The 16203-nt window shown below is 71.3% G+C and carries 15 protein-coding genes; 7 read left to right on the top strand and 8 right to left on the bottom strand.

From position 1 onward, the window contains the following. Positions 1 to 16: 16 nt before the first annotated feature. From V9U70_RS21130 to V9U70_RS21155, 6 genes are all read right to left on the bottom strand, one after another. Complete coding sequence (locus V9U70_RS21130; RefSeq protein WP_336677453.1) at positions 17 to 508, bottom strand: flavin reductase; 492 nt, start codon at positions 506 to 508, stop codon at positions 17 to 19. Continuing rightward, entirely contained in the window at positions 499 to 1515 is a 1017-nt protein-coding gene (locus tag V9U70_RS21135) for a hypothetical protein (RefSeq protein WP_336677455.1), read from the bottom strand. Before V9U70_RS21135 ends, V9U70_RS21130 begins: the two co-directional genes overlap by 10 nt. 93 nt (positions 1516 to 1608) lie before the next feature. Continuing rightward, entirely contained in the window at positions 1609 to 2463 is an 855-nt protein-coding gene (locus V9U70_RS21140) for a hypothetical protein (protein ID WP_336677457.1), read from the bottom strand. Continuing rightward, on the bottom strand, positions 2460 to 3326 hold the full coding sequence (locus V9U70_RS21145; protein ID WP_336677459.1) for a sugar phosphate isomerase/epimerase family protein: 867 nt from the start codon (positions 3324 to 3326) through the stop codon (positions 2460 to 2462). The genes V9U70_RS21140 and V9U70_RS21145 overlap by 4 nt, the downstream gene beginning before the upstream one ends. A 16-nt stretch (positions 3327 to 3342) precedes the next feature. After that, positions 3343 to 4428: a glycosyltransferase family 9 protein gene (locus V9U70_RS21150; protein ID WP_336677461.1), complete on the bottom strand. Its 1086-nt coding sequence runs from the start codon at positions 4426 to 4428 to the stop codon at positions 3343 to 3345. Beyond that, entirely contained in the window at positions 4418 to 5023 is a 606-nt protein-coding gene (locus V9U70_RS21155; RefSeq protein WP_336677463.1) for a GTP cyclohydrolase II, read from the bottom strand. The genes V9U70_RS21150 and V9U70_RS21155 overlap by 11 nt, the downstream gene beginning before the upstream one ends. A 778-nt stretch (positions 5024 to 5801) precedes the next feature. Here V9U70_RS21155 and V9U70_RS21160 point away from each other — a divergent pair. From V9U70_RS21160 to V9U70_RS21185, 6 genes are all read left to right on the top strand, one after another. Continuing rightward, positions 5802 to 7277, top strand: a complete 1476-nt coding sequence (locus V9U70_RS21160) for a hypothetical protein (RefSeq protein ID WP_336677465.1) — start codon at positions 5802 to 5804, stop codon at positions 7275 to 7277. Beyond that, the gene (locus tag V9U70_RS21165) at positions 7267 to 8076 is read left to right on the top strand and encodes a hypothetical protein (protein WP_336677467.1); all 810 of its coding nucleotides are present in this window, start codon (positions 7267 to 7269) and stop codon (positions 8074 to 8076) included. The genes V9U70_RS21160 and V9U70_RS21165 overlap by 11 nt, the downstream gene beginning before the upstream one ends. 334 nt (positions 8077 to 8410) lie before the next feature. Continuing rightward, the gene (locus tag V9U70_RS21170; protein ID WP_336677469.1) at positions 8411 to 9226 is read left to right on the top strand and encodes a phytanoyl-CoA dioxygenase family protein; all 816 of its coding nucleotides are present in this window, start codon (positions 8411 to 8413) and stop codon (positions 9224 to 9226) included. Positions 9227 to 9233: 7 nt separating this feature from the next. Beyond that, entirely contained in the window at positions 9234 to 10466 is a 1233-nt protein-coding gene (locus V9U70_RS21175; RefSeq protein ID WP_336677471.1) for a radical SAM/SPASM domain-containing protein, read from the top strand. Positions 10467 to 10508: 42 nt separating this feature from the next. Further along, entirely contained in the window at positions 10509 to 10916 is a 408-nt protein-coding gene (locus V9U70_RS21180) for a hypothetical protein (RefSeq protein ID WP_336677473.1), read from the top strand. Between the two features lie 125 nt (positions 10917 to 11041). After that, positions 11042 to 13051: a carbamoyltransferase family protein gene (locus V9U70_RS21185; protein WP_336677475.1), complete on the top strand. Its 2010-nt coding sequence runs from the start codon at positions 11042 to 11044 to the stop codon at positions 13049 to 13051. Positions 13052 to 13105: 54 nt separating this feature from the next. Here the strand turns inward: V9U70_RS21185 and V9U70_RS21190 are convergent, their stop codons facing one another. Both V9U70_RS21190 and V9U70_RS21195 read right to left on the bottom strand, forming a co-directional pair. Next, the gene (locus V9U70_RS21190) at positions 13106 to 14113 is read right to left on the bottom strand and encodes a helix-turn-helix transcriptional regulator (RefSeq protein ID WP_336677477.1); all 1008 of its coding nucleotides are present in this window, start codon (positions 14111 to 14113) and stop codon (positions 13106 to 13108) included. 305 nt (positions 14114 to 14418) lie between these two features. After that, positions 14419 to 14790, bottom strand: coding sequence for a VOC family protein (locus V9U70_RS21195; RefSeq protein ID WP_336677479.1), 372 nt, complete (start codon positions 14788 to 14790; stop codon positions 14419 to 14421). A 414-nt stretch (positions 14791 to 15204) separates the two neighbouring features. Here V9U70_RS21195 and V9U70_RS21200 point away from each other — a divergent pair, with 414 nt between their 5' ends. After that, a complete protein-coding gene (locus V9U70_RS21200) occupies positions 15205 to 16185 on the top strand; it encodes an ABC transporter ATP-binding protein (RefSeq protein ID WP_336677481.1) in 981 nt (326 codons plus the stop codon). The last annotated feature ends 18 nt before the right edge of the window (positions 16186 to 16203 follow it).

Consider the following 16203-nt stretch of genomic DNA (forward strand, 5'->3'; position numbering starts at 1 on the left):
CGGCGAATCGGCCGGGCTACTCCAGACCTGCCCGGCGGGCGTGGAAGATCGTCATGACCCGGGCGTCCGCCGTCGGGGCCCCGTGCCAGGCAGCCACGACCGCGTCCACGAGCACGCAGGGGCCGGCCCGGTGGCTGGCGGCCACCCGGGCCTCCACCGCCGCGGCCGCCGCGCCGATGACCGGCACTCCGAGATCGCCGGCTGTCCAGGCGATGCCCGCGAACCGCTCCGCAGGGTCGGCGCATGGTGCCGAGAAGGCACGTGCCGTGTCCAGGTCGGCGGCGTCCAGCAGGTGGAGTCCGAGGACTCCGCTCCGCCGGACCGCGCGTTCCGTCCTCGTCCCCTCGCCCAGCGCCAGCGCCAGACGGCCGCTGCGATGGCCGACCGGCATCACGGAGGCCACCAAGCACCCCATGGGCCGGCCCCCCTCGACCGTGGTGAGGACCACACACGCGGTCACGAGGAGGTCCTCGGCCGAGAAGTCGGGCCGGGTCCGGTTCACGACCATGCGTGCCCCACCCCCTCGACCAGCTGGTCCACCCGAGCCCGGAAGAGACCGTCACCTCCGGGCCAGACCTCCGGGTTGCCCGGATCGACGGCGGCGGCCGCGGCGCGGGAGGCCAGGAAGCCCGCGCTCGGCACCAGTAGCTCGATCGGGCTCCATTCGTCCGACGCACCCGTCCAGACCCGGGCCTCGACCCCGGGGGGAAGGGACTCCACGGTGCCGCGCACCAGGGGCGCCCAGGAAGGTTCGGCGAGGATCACGACCGCGGTCGAGCCGGCGTTGCGGTACAGGCCCACATGGCGGCCGTGCCCGAGATTGCGCAGGTCCGTGGCGGTCACCCGGCCCAGCCCCGCCTCCGACAGCCGCGTCTCGAAGTCCACGGCCACGTTGCGCAGCCCCGGTGTGTGGAGGCAGAGCACGGACTCGCGGGTGGTGTCGTGCCGTGGGGCGAGCGTCCCGTCGTCGGCCAGCCACCGTTCGCGCATCGGTCCGAACGCCGGCGCGTCGTCCCCCCGGCCCAGCACGGTGAACATGCCCAGGCTCAGACTGAGCACCGAGTTGGTGGCGATCCACCCGTCGTTGCCGGGGCGGGGGCAGGAGACCGTCTCCAGGCCGGCGCCCAGGTGCTCGCGCAGATACTCCTCCGGACGGTTGGAGAGGACTGCCACGGTCCCCGCGCCGGAGCGGCGTGCCACGTCGACGGCCAGTAGCGCGTCCGGGTGGCTCATGCTGTCGGAGATCACGAAGACCGTGTCCAGCTGGATGCGGGTGGCCGCGAGTTCGAGTGGCGTCAGCACCAGCGCCGTGCGGCCCCGCCACCGCTGGTACAGTGCCGCGCCGAGGTGGGCGACCGCCAGTGAGCCGCCGGACGCGACGAACGCGGCCGGGCCCGTGAGCCGTTCACGCAGGTGCGTGTGGCGAGCTTCCCGGTGCCATTCCCGCCACTGTGCGTAGGTGTCGGCCAGTGCCGCCATCTCAGCCTGGTACGTGCGGTCCACGGTGTCGTCCACTTCTCGTCGGTGCCGGTGGGGGAGCCGTCGCGGTGTGCCGGGACGGAGGCCGGGGCCCGGCTGGGGCCGGGCGGCCAGGGGAGGGGACGGGCGTCATCGGGTGTCGCGGGCGCGGTCGAAGACGAGCCCGTAGGTCATCTGCAGATAGGCGCAGAACCGCATCAGGTCGGTCGGCCCGGATGCGAACTCGGTGGACAGAAAGGCCCGGTAGCTCTTTTCGTAGAGTTCGTCGAAGACCCGTGCGGTGAGGCTGAAGCCGAGCGGACGGCCCACCGCCTTGGCCGCGTAGAAGGACGCGAAGCACGTGTCGCAGTCGCGGCACCAGCTGCCCGGACGACGGTCGCAGCTCGCCAGCTCCCGCTCGGCGCCCGGTGGCAGGGCCGCCAGCAGCCTGTCCCGGGTGAGCGGTCCGGGCAGGGTGCGCATCCGGTGGCCGCCCTGGTGGTCGTTCCACCCGTCGATGAACTCCGCCACCGAGTCCGGCTGCCGACGGGCGGCGCCGTCCGATGGTGCGAACGGCCGGCGGGCCACCGCACCCAGGTAGCCGAAGGAATGGCCGGCATGTGCGCTGAGCACCGCCAGCACGAACGGCAGCGGCGCTCCGGCCCGGTGGGGTTCGACATCGGCGGCTACGTCCTCGTAGCGCAGGAGCGCCGGCGCCAGGTGAGCGATCCGGTGCAGCGTGTACGCCGACCCCATCCCGCGGGACCGCCACAGGGCTACTCGCCCGGTCGGCTCCGGGAAGCCGGGGCCCGTGCCCGCCACTGCCCGGACCGTGACCGCCCCCCGGCCGCGGGTGTGCTCGGCGAACCACCGCCAGAAGCCGGGGCGGGCCTGATCGGGCACGTCGACCTCCGTCACCGACGGGTCCAGCAGCCTGGCCCGGAGCCGGAAGTACTCCGCGGCAGGGGTGCTTTCCAGATCGAGGGGGGAGCTCAGCGCGGTCATCCGATGTGCTCCATGAGGAACGCGCGGGACGCCGTCAGCTGGGCGTGCAGTGCGGAGGGCCGGCAATGGGGCTCCAGCGTGAAAGGCCCGTCATAGCCGGCTTCGGCGAGCCGGCCCAGGACCTCGGTCCACGGCACTTCGCCGGTGCCGAGGGGGACCGTCCGGTACGTGGTGTCGCCGTCGGTGTAGGTGTTCCCGTCGGTTGCCCCGCCGTCCTGCCCATCGGTCACCGTGACGACATCCTTGACGTGGACGTACCCGGTGTACGAGGCCAGCAGCGCCGCCGCCTCGGCCACGTCCTCGCCGGCGCAGGCGAAGTTCGCCGCGTCGAAGTTCAACCGGAAGCGCGGGTGGTCCACCAGCTCGACGAGGTGCCGCAACGACGCCGCCCGGCGGGAGATGTCGTAGTGCTCCGGGTCGTGGCCGAACGCGTCGAACTCGTTCTCCATCACGATGGTCACACCGGCGGCGTCGGCCTGGCGCAGCAGCGGCGCCACCAGACGGGCGTACGCGGCGGCCGCCGCCCGGTCGTCGCCCGTGCCCCCGTGGCCGAAGTAGGTGTTGACCCTCGCCGCCCCGAGCTCCGCAGCGATCGCGATGCTCGTTCCGATGAGCCGACGGCCTGCACCGGTGGTCTCGCCGTGCAGGTAGCTGGGGGAGGACACACAGGCCACGGTCATCCCGAGGCCGTCCAGCGCGGTGCGGACCTCGGTCGCGTTCGTCTCGTCGACCTGCCAGGGGCACCACAGTTCGAGGGCGGTGAAGCCGAGGCTCCGCAGCTCCTCGACCCGGGCGAGGCCGCCGAGCAGCGGGCCCGTGCCGAACAGCTCCGGGGCGGCGACCGTCAAGAGTGTCTCCGTCACAATGACTTCCTTCGCATCAGCCGGTACGGACAGCGGTCGGTCGGCCGCGTGCGTGGTCGCGCACGGTCCGGGCCACTTCGTCGGGACGTACGTCCCACTGGCACGGTGCGTCGCACGCGCCGTAGTGGCGGGTGCAGTTGCCCTGAAGCGGACGCTGTGCCGGGCAGCGCCCGCCGGTCCGGCTGCTCACGTGCGTCGCCGAGGAGGAGACCGGCCCCCACACCCCGGGGTCGGTCGACAGGAACAGGGAGACGGTGGGCACCCCGCACGCTGCCGCCAGATGCCCCACCCCGGTGTCATTGGCGACGAGCACCGACAAGCGGCCCAGCCGTGTCGCCAGGTCGGCGACGCTTCCCGGCGGCACGAGCCGGACCCGGTCGGAGCCGACATCCTCCGGCAGTGTTTCCATGAACTCCTGAGCAGCGTCGCGTTCGGCGCCGCCGGAGCCGCAGAAGACGTCGAACCGCAGGCCCTGGTCCTGGCCGAGGAGCCCGACCAGACTCCGCCAGTAGGCGGCCGGCCACCGCTTGGACGGGACACTGGCACTACAGAAGAGCCCCACCACAGGACCCTCTTCCCGGCCGGGGACCACGGGCCCCGCCCAGTCGCGCGCCTGCCCGAGCCACTGTGCCTCCAGTCGGCCGAGCCTGATGCCGGCGGATTCCAGGAGCGTCGTCATGCGGGTCTGCACATGGAGTGAGGACAGATCCGACCTGCCGTAGAGGTCGTACCAGCGAACCCGGCCGCCCTCGTGGATGTGCCAGGCGCGGAACTCCGCGTACCGCGGGTCGGCTGCGAGGTCGGGGTTGCGGAAGTTCACCACGGTGTCGATCTTCTGCTCGGACAAGTGCGCCGCGATGTCCGGCCAGTCCGCCCGGTCGAACCGCCGCCAGCTCGGATCCGTGGGACCCAGCAAGCCGGCGAGACCGCTTGCCCGCCGGAGCCGTGGATCGGCGAGCACCGGATTGGCGGGGTACGTGTACCGGATCTCCGGGTTCACCGTCTCCATGGCCCTCAGGACCGGCACCGCCAGACTCGCGCTGCCCAGACCGGTGAAGTCGTTGAAGTGGATGCGGCGCGGGACGTCCGGTTCAGCGCACAAAGCTGATCTTGTCGAAGTCCAGGCTGTGATCGCCTTCGACCTGTTTCATCATCAGGTAGTCGTAGGCGCGTTGGCTCACCGCGTAGGAGAGGGCGAACTGCGCCTCCACCGTGTACCCGAGCTCTTCCAGAGCCTTCCGCTTGGTGGGGTTGTTCGACATCAGCGTGACGGCCCTGGCGAAGCCGAGATCGGCGAGAGCCGTCCCCGCCAGCGCGTAGTCGCGCAGGTCGCGCGGTAGCCCGAGGGACTCGTACGCCTGGTAGGAGTTGATCCCCCGCACGCGCTGACGCTCCATCCCCTGGATCTTGAAGTCGAGTCCCGCGCCGCGTCCTTCCTGGTAGAGGTAGACGATCGCGCCGCTGCCGCGCTTGTCGACCTCCTGCATCGCCGTGACGAGTTGGGGCCCGCAGTCGCAGTCACAGGCGGCGAGGGCCTCGCCGAATATGCAGGAGGAGTGCAGGCGGACCACGGTGCCGGCCTCGCTCAAGTCGCCCTGGGAGATGCTCAGGCACCGCTCCGCAGAGCCTTCGACGCCGTGCGTCGAGACGTTGAACTCTCCTTGCGCGGTCTCCAGGACCGTTGTTGCGATGATCACGTGTCGTCCGTTTCTTGACGCCTGTCAGAATGTGCGCCGCCGCCTGAGGGCCCCGCAAGCGCGCTCCCCGCCGAGCTGTCACCACCCGGTGTCGGCGCTCCCGGCCTTCGCTGCGCGCCCCGCCGGCCCGGTCGCGGCCGTGAAGAGAGCCACCGCGCGCCGTGGGGGAATGGTCGTCGAAGAATCTCTGGGCATATCAGGCAGGCTTTCTGGTCGAAGTGCTGGAGCGGGGCGACTTCGGATTTCGAGAAATCCGACTTCGTCCCCCGAGCGGCGCTCACCCTTGCGCCAATCGGATTCTGCGACCGCAGGAGTGAGCTGTCCACGATCGGCGGGCGTCACCATGCTGCACTGCCGCAACATGACGGCAAGACAAAACGGGAAATTCACACGGTCTCCGGCAGCCGAGTCCGCCGCCGGCGCTCCGGCCGGGCACGGGTCGCTGCTGGGCGGGGCGCCCGGGGGCACCCGGAGAGGGAGGGCCGCCAGGCTTGCGCCACAGTGCCGCAGGCGGTGTTCTTCGGCATCGGCCGGACCGGTGCGCATACCGCAGGCGGGGCTGTCGGTCGCCATGGTGTCGCAGCGGACGACGGCACGAGCGCGCGTGCCCGTTCCCGGGCGACGGGCGGCCCGGAGCCGCTGGGCGGGAACTCGGTGATCGGCCGACGTTCGGCTGTAGCCGTCCAGCGGCGCTCCTTGACACCTCGACATCTCCGAGCTCTATGATCAAGTTTTCTCTCAGCAATTCGCGCCAACGCCCCAAGAGGGACGGCATTTCATGGATATCGATTCGGTCGGGCACATCATGACGGGGTGCGACAATGACCTGGAGAAAGACCTCGATCCCTTCATTCCCGAGAATTGCCTGCTCATCGCCGCAGATCTCGTGCGGACCCTCTCCGTGGAGGGCCCCGCCCGGCCGGCCCACGCCGGCGAGGTGAAGGCCGTGGTCGCCGCGCGGCACGGGGCCCTCCCGACCGGTCCCGAGTCGGCCGGGCACGGGGACGCCTGCGGCCCGGCCGCCCGTGAGGCGGTGGACCGGACCCGCCCCGACCTCCTTCCCGCACCGGCGTCCCGGGTCGACCTGAGCACGGTCGTGATGCACCACCCGTCCCGCAGCGGCACGATCCGGCCGCTGCTCGACCGGCTGGCCCCCCTCGCGCCGCGGCTCGTGACCGACCCGGAGCCCGAAGGCCCGCGCAGTCCGCTGCGGACGGCGAAACACGCCTGGCGCGCGGTCGCGGAGGGAGCCACCCACCACCTGGTACTCCAGGACGACGTCGAGATCTGCCAGGACTTCGCCGAGCACCTGCTGTCCGCCGTACGGGCCCGGCCGAGTGATGTGATAGCCCTCTACGTCAACGCGGACTCGCCCAGCAACTCCTACGCCGTACGCCACGCCGCCGCCGTGGGCGCGCCCTGGGCCGAGCTGGTCCCGGGCGAGTTCGTCCCCACCCTCGGGCTCGTCATGCCCGCTCCCGCGGCCGTACGGCTGGCGGACTTCCTCGACGCCCTGCCGGACCGGCTCCGTGACGACGACGCGTTCGTCGACGTGTTCTGCCGACTGAGCGACCTGCGGGTGACCGCCACCGTCCCCAACCTCCTCGAACACGGCGCCGGCCTCAGCGCCGCCGGCAACGACGGCCACGGCGCCCGCCGGTCCACGGTCTTCCTGCCTTCCTGGGAACGTGCGGACGACTACTGGGACGAGCCGCCGGCCGGCGACCGCGGCGCCCCGATGCGGGCGACCGGCTCCGCCGAGCCGCACTACGCGGTCTCCGTCCGTGCCGCGCAGTGCGTCGTCCGGTTCCTGCACGCCGCCGACGCCCATCCTCTGCGGCAACCGTGTGCGGCCTGGCGACTGGTCTGCGCGACGACGGGCACTCCCGTCGACGCCGTCCTCGCCGGGCTCGCCGAGCACCTGCGGACCCCCGCGGGGGCGGACGCCGTCGACCGGGCCGCAGCCCTCGGCCTGCCGGCCGAGCACGTGGTCGAACTGTGGGCCGCGGGGTACCTCCTGGGCGCCGACGCCCTCGACCCGCACAAGCGGCCGGCCCCACGGCCCCAGCGGCCCGGCCTGCTCCGGCGCTGCCGTGAGCGCGCGGTGGACAGCTGGATCGACTCCGGCTTCCTCACCGCCGTGCCGTCCGCCGACCGTCCCGAGGCCCGCACGCTTCTGACGGCTCTGGCCCTGGCCGCCGTCGACCGGGCCCGACCCCTGCCCCACGATGGAGGAGCCCGTGGTGACGCCTGAACCGCCGCCCGCCGCGCCGACCCGCGATGACGACGGGCCCGGCGCGCCCTTCGCCCTCGCGCGGCTCGCCGGACGAGAGGCCCACTGCCTGGCCCTGACCACCCGCGCCCAGCCCCCGCCCGTCACCGTCGTGCCCGAGCCCTGCCCCGGATGCGGGGCAGGCCGCGCCGCGGCGCTGGAGCACGCCCGGGCGATGCCCTTCGGCCGGGTGGCCGTGGCCGGTCGCACGAACGGCCCCGTCGACGCCCCCGTCACGTTGTCCGTCCTGGCGTGCGAGCGCCTCAACGCCTCGGTGCTCATCGCCGTCACTCACCTGCACGAACACGGGGGCGAGGAGCCCCTGTGGCTGAGGAGCCGGTCCGCCACCGCGCTGGACAGGGCACTTCGCCGGACGCCCTCCCGCTCCGCCCTGCTGGAGTACGTGGACGCGGAGGAGGCCTGGTACGACCACTTCATGACGGGCGCCCCCGCCGGGCGGCCGACTGCCGCGGACGGACCGCACACTCTGCCCGTGCAGTTCGACGCCTTCGCCGGCCCGGAACGGCCCCCCGCCGGGCGCCGCGGTGTGGCGGCCGTCATCCGGGCCGCCCGGGAGCCGTTCCTTCTGCCGCACTCCCCGCACCGGCCCTCGCAGGCAGACGCCGACGCCTACGAGCGGCTGCGGGCCACCGCGCTGTGGGAGCGCCTGCGCGACCTCAACCGCGCCGTCCCTCCCGGCCCGCGGGTCCCACCGCCGGACGACTACTCCCTGCTGAGCCACCCCCCAGGAGGGCCCGAGGGCGTCGTGCCGCTGCCCTGAGGGCGCTGCCCGCTATGGCCCGGTCCATCCCGCCGTCACGTTGTGGCCGTGCAGCATGGTGATGTTCGTCGGCTCTGGACAGGGCCCGGCCCGGCGGGAAGCATCTCCGTCACGAGAGTGGGCGCCGGGCCGGTACGGCCACCGGATGCGCAGCCACATCGGCGCGCCCCGGACCTTCCCACCCGGTCAGGGTCCCGGAGGCTGTTCGCCGGACGGCCCGCCGCCACCGCTCCTTCACCGACCGCAGCTCATCCGATCGGACCGCGCGGACAGGCCCCGGGCCCCGCCGCTCCGAGAAGGGGCTCCCCGTTATCGGAAGGGACCACTGCCAGCCGTGAGCTCAGTAGACATCAGTTCTTCGATCGCCCAGATCGAGTCCGCCGGCTACGTCGTTCTGCCGGGCGCCTTGCCCCCCGAGTCGGTCACCGAGATCAGTACGGCACTCGATGCCATGCTCAAGGCAGACGACGAGGCGTGGGGGGCCGAGCGCCTGGTCGAGATCCGCGAGCGCGGCGCGCAGCGCAACCTCGCTGCGGCCGACCGGTCCTTCGCCCGACTGCTGGAGGACTCGCCCGCCCTGGAAATCGTCGACGCCATGCTCGGCCCGCGCGCGATCCTCAACTGCTTCGACGCGTTGACGCTCTTCCCGGGGCAGGGCCGCTACCCCTGGGACTACCACACCGACCTCATGGACGTGACCGGTGTGGCGTTCCCGCCGAGCCGGATACCTGGCGTCAACGTCCTCTACTACGTGGACCGGGTGCGCGAGGAGAACGGCGCCACCTGGGTCGTTCCGGGCAGTCATCTGACTCTGGTCGACGCCCCGGACCCGGAGGTCATGGCCCCGCTGTCGGTGCCGCTGGAGGTCGAGCCGGGCGACGCCGTGGTCTTCGACGCCCGGATCTGGCACTGCGCCGGGACCAACGGCTCGGACGTGCCGCGCACCCTCATCAAGACGCTCTTCACCAGTCACTGGTACCGGCCGCAGATGGATTTCACCCGCGCCGTCCCCGCAGAGGTCCTCGCCGCGTTCGACGACCGGGCCCGGCGCTACCTCGGTGTCGAGAACGTACCGCCCGTCACCGTCGAGGAGCTGCGCATGCGCCTCTTCCAGGGTGGCGGCGGAGCCATGTCCGCCACGAAGGGCTGAGCTCGCCATGTATCTGACCCCGTTCTTCAGCTACCGCCGGGTGGCGGACACCGCCCTCCTCAAGAACCACATCACCGGGCGGGAGGCGGCCGCCCCCTGGCGGGCGGTCGAGGAGCTCCAGGCCCTGTACGACTCGCCTGCCACGGCCGGGCCCGTCCCGGCGGTCGCGGACGAGCTGGGCATCGTCTTCCCCGACAAGGACGCCTCCGACGCCTGGTTGGAGGCCCACGACTCCCGCAGGGTCAGCCATCTCCCCAAGATCGAGCAGATCGAGCTGACCAACCGCTGCCCGTACACCTGCCAGATGTGCCCGCGCACCTTCGAGATGGAGCGTGGACTGGGAGACATGAGCCTGGAGCTCTTCGACAGCGTCATGTCCCAGATCAGCGGGCACACCGAGTTCCTGGCGCTGCACCACTTCGGCGAGTCCCTGCTGCACCGGGGACTGCCCGACGCGATACGGATCGCCAAGGGCCACGGAATCCGGACCGGGCTGTCCTGCAACCCGCCCAGCCTGCTGCCCAAGCGGGCCGAGGCCATCCTGGAAGCCGGCATCTCCAACCTGGTGCTCTCCCTCGACTCCCTGGACCCAGAGGTCTACAAGTCGATCCGCGGCCGGGCGGCCCGGATGGACGTCGCCGACCGCAATCTGCGCGAGCTGGTCAGGATGCGCGACGCGGGCCCCTACGAGACCACCATGACGCTCCAGATGATCAGCATGCGGGCCAACCAGGACGAGGCCGACGCCTTCCTGGAGTACTGCGCCGACGTCGGCGTCGACCGAGGCGTGGTCATCCGTCTGGAGCGCTGGGACTTCGACGACGACAAGGTGGCCAGCCTCGGCGAGCACACCTCCCCCGGATACACCGCTCCCTGCACCCGGCCCTGGAAGTCGGTCGCGGTGCTGTGGGACGGCCGGGTCGTCCCGTGCTGCCACGACTACGACGGCGAACTGGTCCTCGGCGATCTGCGCGAGGAGACGCTGGAGGAGATCTGGGCGAAGCCGGTCGCCCGGGAGTTCCGCGAGCGCAACGGTGAGGCCGCCATCTGCGCCAAATGCGCCTTCGGCCAGTCGTTCCGCGAGGCCCGCCGGGACCGCGAGGGGTTTCACACCTTCCACCAGGAGACGGCGGACGAGTCGTCCTACCGCTGGGAGTGGTTCAACCCGCGGTGGCTCGACGAGCGCAACACCCGCCGTTGGTACGACGGCTTCGACGTGCTGACCGAGTCGGCTTCCTGAACCGCGTCGACCCCATCCCCTCTGGGCCAAAGGACATCTGACATGACTCGTTTTCCGTCCCCCGACGCGGCCGTCACCGCCGTCATGCTCCAAGGCTGGGCCGTGACGCCGTCGGTCGAGAAGGTCACTCACCTGCTGATCGGCGACTCTGCGGCCGCCGCTCCCCTCGCTCCGGGCGGCGCCGGGGTCTGGACCTCCGGCCATCGCCCCGACGCCCGGCGGCCGCTCGGCCCGCCGGCCGCCGTCGTCACCGTCGACGGCCCCGAGGGGGCCGCTGTGGAGATCGCCATGGGCGGCATCGGCTCCGCGAAGGCGCCGGACGAAGCGATCCGGACGTGGACTGTGCGACTGGGCGCGGACGACCGGCTCGTCCTGGACGGCCGCAGCTGGTTCCGTTCTTCCTCCGCGGAGATCACCGCACGGCTCTGGACGGCGTTCCGGCCGGCCTGACGCACCACCGTACTCGGCTCCCCCCGGACGTCGACGGCCGCCGCTCTCCGGGGCGCGGCCGTCCGCCCGACGCATTCCACGCGCCGGCCGCCGAACCGGCCCAGGACTATTCGGAAGGTCTGCACATGATCACGCTCGGAATCACCGGGAGCTTCGCCGATCTTTCCGGCAGCTTCATGCCCGAGGTACCGGAGTGGCTGTTCCACGACTCGGCCGCCGCGCTCGTGGTCGACGGAACCGTGGTGGCGGCCGTGGAGGAGGAGCGGCTCAACCGCATCAAGCACTCCAACAAGTTCCCGCAGCTGGCCGCCCAGGCCTGTCTGGAGCTGGCCGGCGTCCAGGCGTCCGACATCGACGACGTCGCCTTCTTCTTCGGCGAGGACTACGCCGACCTGGAACTCCGGTACGAGTACCTCAAGAGGCCGGAGGTGCCGGCCCTGCCCGCGCGCGAGTTGCTGACCACCCGGCTCGGCGAGGCGCTCGGCCGGGACTTCCGCCCCACGGAGATCAACTTCGTCCGCCACCACCTCGCCCACGCTTTCGGCTCCTACTCCGACTCGGGCTACGACGACAGTCTTGCCGTGGTCATCGACGGCAACGGCGAGACCGAGAGCGTCTCGGTCTTCCACGGTCACGACGGGGAGCTGGAGCTGCTGCGGAGCTACCCGGCCGCCGACTCGTTGGGCCACCTCTACCTCTCGCTGCTGCCGCTGATGGGCTTCCGCCGCTTCGACGAGTACAAGGTGATGGGTCTGGCTCCGTTCGGCGACCCGGACGCCTACCTCGACGAGATGCGGAAGTTCTACTCCCTCGGGGAGAACGGCGACTTCCGGATGGACAGCAAGGCCATCGTGGAGAACCTGATGGAGAACGGGTTCACCCCGCGCAGGCGCGGCGAGGCGATCCGCCGGCAGGACAAGGACCTCGCCGCGGCCCTCCAGGGTGCTCTGGAGGAGGTGAAGCTCCACCTTCTCCGCTACTGGGCGGGGCGGACGGGGGCCCGCGACCTCTGCCTCTCCGGCGGCGTGACTCACAACTCCTCGGCGAACGGCCGTGTTCTGCAGTCCGGCGTCTTCGACCGGGTCTTCGTGCACCCGGCGGCGCACGACGCCGGCGCCTCCGCCGGTGCGGCGCAGTACCACCAGGCGCAGGCCACCGGCGTTCGCAGGGGAGGCCCGCTCAAGGACGTCTTCCTCGGCCCCGAGCTCGGTGGGCGCGACGCGGTGGCGCGGGAGGTGCGGCGCTGGGAGGCCTTCCTGACGGTCGAGCCGCTGGCGGAGGGGACCGAGGGCACGGTGGCGGCGGCGGCCGTGGCGGACGGCGAGGTCATCGGATGGGCCCACGGCCGGTCCGAGTTCGGGCCCCGCGCGCTGGGCCACCGCAGCATCCTGGCCGATGCCCGCCGAGGCGACAACCGGGAGCGGGTGAACGCCATGATCAAGAAACGCGAAGGCTTCCGGCCGTTCGCCCCCGCGGTCCTCGCCGAGCACGGCGACGACGTCTTCGACCTCACGGACACCGAGGCGTCCCTGGAGTTCATGTCGTACGTCGTCGACGTCCGCCCGCAGTGGCGCGACCGGCTGCCCGCCATCACGCACGTCGACGGAACAGCTCGCGTACAGACCGTCTTCAAGGACCGTAACCCGGCACTTTGGCACATCATCGAGGAGTTCCGGGCACGGACCGGTGTCCCGGTGGTGCTGAACACCTCGTTCAACAACTTCGCCGAGCCGATCGTCCAGTCCGTGCGGGACGTCGTGCGCTGCCTGCTGACCACCACGCTGGACGCCGCGATCCTGCCCGGCCACCGGGTGCGCCGCCGTGCGGACCTGGTGGACGCCGCGCTGGCCAGTGCGGTGGTCTTCCACCCGACCGCCGAGGTGCGCAGGATCTCGCGGGCGGGCGGGGGGAGGCCCGCGACCGAACTGGTGGCGACCTACCAGTACGCGGGAGCGCGCTCCACCTCCCTGACGTCGGCGATGTTCGACTTCCTCTCCGGCGGCGACGGCGAGCCGCGATCGCTGGCCTCCACCGGGGTGAGAGCGGACACGCCCGAGGGCCGGGAGGCGGCGGAGGAGTTGCTTCGCCTGTGGGAGCACCGGGTCATCGACCTGGTCCCGCCGACCTCAGGCTGACCGGCGTCGCGCGCGACGCTCCGGCTCGGGAGCAGGCCGCCCCTCGGGGGCGGCCTACTCGGCGGCGTCCAGAAGCTGTCGCCCGGCCAGCAGGTAGCCGGCCTGGAACCTGCTGTCCGCTCCGCTCATCTCCATGATCTCGGCGATGTGCCGACGGCAGGTGCGCACGGAGATGCCGAGCCGGCGGGCGATGGCCTCGTCCCGGTGGCCCTGGACCAGCAGCCGGAGAATGCTGTGTTTGGTCGCGTCGGTCAGCCTCGGGCGCTCGGCAGGCCGGTGGTCGTCCGCCCACTCGGTCCCGCCCTCCCAGAAGTGGTCGAAGAGGTCGTGCAGGAAGGCGACCAGGCCGGTGTCCCGGACCACGACCCCGGCCGGCCCCCGGGGTTCGCCGTCGCACAGGATCAGCGCCACGTCATCGTCGAACACGACGAATCGGGAGGCCAGTTCGCGGACCGTTCGCAAGTGGGCGCCTGCTTCGGTGACGCGGGCCGCGTAGTCGGCCGTCACCTCGTCGGGCCGGGGCGGGCAGAGCACCCTCACCGCGACGCCCCGGTCGAGCAACGCCCTGTCCCGCGCGAACCAGCGTTCGTGGTGGTCCTGTGCTGCGGGGGCCTCGATCCTGACGGCCAGCATGCGGGTACGGCACAGGGCTGCCGCCTCGTCGAGAACGGCCTCCACCCTCTCCTGGTCCGCGAGCAGGTCCAGCGCGTCCCCCCGCTGGGCCCGCCTGGCGTCGGCGGCCAGGTAGGCGGGCATCAGCGGTTCGAGGTCCCCGCGGATCTGCTCCGCCTTCCGCCGCAGCACACGCACGCGTGACTCCAACGCGTTGACGGCCTGGGCCGCTGCGGCGTCCGGCCGGTTGGGGGCGAAGCCACGTCCGGTGGGCAGTTTCCGCACGAGCTTCAGATCGAGCAGTCGGCCCAGGGTCGAGCACAGGGCGGGCCGGCCCCAGCTGAACACCTGCTCCAGGTCGTCGAGCGTGGCCGGAGAGCAGTCGAGCAGGGCGCTGTAGAGGGCGAACATCCGGTGGTCGACCACCGCGGGCCCGAGGCCGGGGGGCACGCCGGCCGTCTGCTCGACAGCGCCGTCCGCCCGTGGTCTCGATCCCGGCCGCCGCCCTTCGCGTGACTGCTCGCGGGTCCGGTGGAACTCCTCAGCTCGGCTCCTCGACAGCTCCGCCACACCCCCATGTGTCGTTCAGTCAGGTCCCGTGCGGCTGCATTGCCGCAGGTGGGCCGCCGCACAGCTCGTCACCCTAGCCAATGCCCCGGTGTTGGTCTATACCAAACATGGGACGGTGCGGGCTCATGGCACAGCCCGCCGGACTGGAGATCCGACGGGCTGGAGGAGCTGTCTGCGGTGATGCGTCAGCGGCCGTTGAAGTCGTTGAACTCGATCAGATGCCCATCCGGGTCCTTGACGAAGGCCAGTCCCTCGTCGCCGATCTTGAACGGTTCACGCTCGATCGGATAGCCGGCAGCCCGTACCCGCTCGACCCACGCGACGACGTCGTCCACCTGGAAGCAGATGTGCTCGGTTTCGCTGGGCGCGGGAACCAGGCCCTCCTTCTGTGTCAGCTCGACGCCCGGAGGGGACCCGCCGGGCCCCATCTGCTGGATGACGCCGTCCGGTACCTCGAAGCGCACGACCCGCTCGAAGCCGAGGGCTTCGCGGTAGAACTTCTCGGCGACATCCATGTCGAGGACGTCCACCCGCAGATGGTCCAGGCGAATCTTCATGAGAATCCCACCGTTTTCCGTTTCGAGTCAGTACGGGAAGGTGCAAGGGGGCCACGAGGTGATTACCGGCCCCTGGGCTCCCGGGGAAGGATTCCGCTCCCCGGTGCACGAAGTCCACAGGGCCGGAACATCAGGATGATGCATGGCCACAAGGTGAGGTCCGACGGTCCGGACACGCTTTCGTACGCCGACCGCGACAGCTTCCTGACATGCAGGATCATGAGGACGCCGGCGGGTGCCGCGCTCGGCGGCGCTCCCCTATCCTGGCCGGAAATTCCGGCAGGCAACAGCGGGGGAGCAGGGGCGCCGGCCCGGCGGTCGTTCTCGTGACCCGCCCGCAGCTTCGACGCGCTCACGACCCGGAGAGTTCCCATGGACAGCCCGAATCCGGAAAATGCGATATTCACCGACCGATTGTCGAAGTCATTTCGGGTCACCGCCACCGGCGAGCGGCGATGGCATCGACTGCGTTCGCTGATCGCTCCCTCGTACGAATGGCGGGAGGCCGTCAAAGACGTCTCGCTGACCATTGACTACGGGGAATTCGTGGCACTTCTCGGCCCCAACGGCGCGGGGAAGTCCACCACCATCAAGCTGCTCACGGGCATTCTCACCCCGACCTCCGGCGAGCTACTGGTCGGAGGCCGCCGCCCGACCGAGGACCGCCGCCGCAACGCCGAACTGATCGGCGTCGTCTTCGGGCAGCGGACGCAACTGTGGTGGGACCTGCCCGCACTGGACTCGCTGACGCTGCTCCGGGACGTCTTCGGCGTCCCGGCACCGGACTTTCGTAAGCGGCTGGCCGAGTTCGACCGCGTGCTGGAGCTTTCCAGCTTCTGGCGCACCCCGGTGCGGCACCTCTCCCTCGGTCAACGGGTCCGCTGCGACCTGGCCGCGGCCATCATCCACGACCCCCGGGTGGTCTTCCTCGACGAGCCGACGATCGGCATGGACGTCGTCGTCAAGGAGCAGGTACGGGAGTTCCTCCGGCACCAGGTCGAAAAGCGCGGCAGAACCGTCGTCCTGACCACCCATGACATGGTGGAGGTCGAGAAGCTCACCCGTCGGGTGGTCCTGGTGAACCGGGGCACCGTCGTCTTCGACGACACGATCGACGAGCTCAAGTCCCGACACGCCCCGCCCCAGCGCATCAGTGTCTCCTTCGACGGAGCCACCAGCCGGCCGGAGATCCGCGGTGTGAGCGTCACCGAGTGGGACGGCCATCGTGCGACCTTCCAGCTCGCTCCCGGTTCGACCCCGCAGGGAGTCGTCCGTGAGCTGACCGAGCGCTACGAGATCACGGACATCTCCATCCGGGAAGGTGACCTGGAGGAGCTCATGCGCTCGGCCTACCGGGGCCAGTCCCAGACGGCGGGAACGACCGTTGTCCAGTAGCACGACGACACCGCGGAG

It is taken from the genome of Streptomyces pratensis (assembly GCF_037137275.1).
Lineage (GTDB): Bacteria > Actinomycetota > Actinomycetes > Streptomycetales > Streptomycetaceae > Streptomyces > Streptomyces pratensis_B.

Coding starts and splice junctions, on each gene's coding strand:
- V9U70_RS21130 (WP_336677453.1), bottom strand. CDS start 508: ATGGTCGTGAACCGGACCCGGCCCGACTTCTCGGCCGAGGACCTCCTC.
- V9U70_RS21140 (WP_336677457.1), bottom strand. CDS start 2,463: ATGACCGCGCTGAGCTCCCCCCTCGATCTGGAAAGCACCCCTGCCGCG.
- V9U70_RS21160 (WP_336677465.1), top strand. CDS start 5,802: ATGGATATCGATTCGGTCGGGCACATCATGACGGGGTGCGACAATGAC.
- V9U70_RS21175 (WP_336677471.1), top strand. CDS start 9,234: ATGTATCTGACCCCGTTCTTCAGCTACCGCCGGGTGGCGGACACCGCC.
- V9U70_RS21180 (WP_336677473.1), top strand. CDS start 10,509: ATGACTCGTTTTCCGTCCCCCGACGCGGCCGTCACCGCCGTCATGCTC.
- V9U70_RS21185 (WP_336677475.1), top strand. CDS start 11,042: ATGATCACGCTCGGAATCACCGGGAGCTTCGCCGATCTTTCCGGCAGC.
- V9U70_RS21195 (WP_336677479.1), bottom strand. CDS start 14,790: ATGAAGATTCGCCTGGACCATCTGCGGGTGGACGTCCTCGACATGGAT.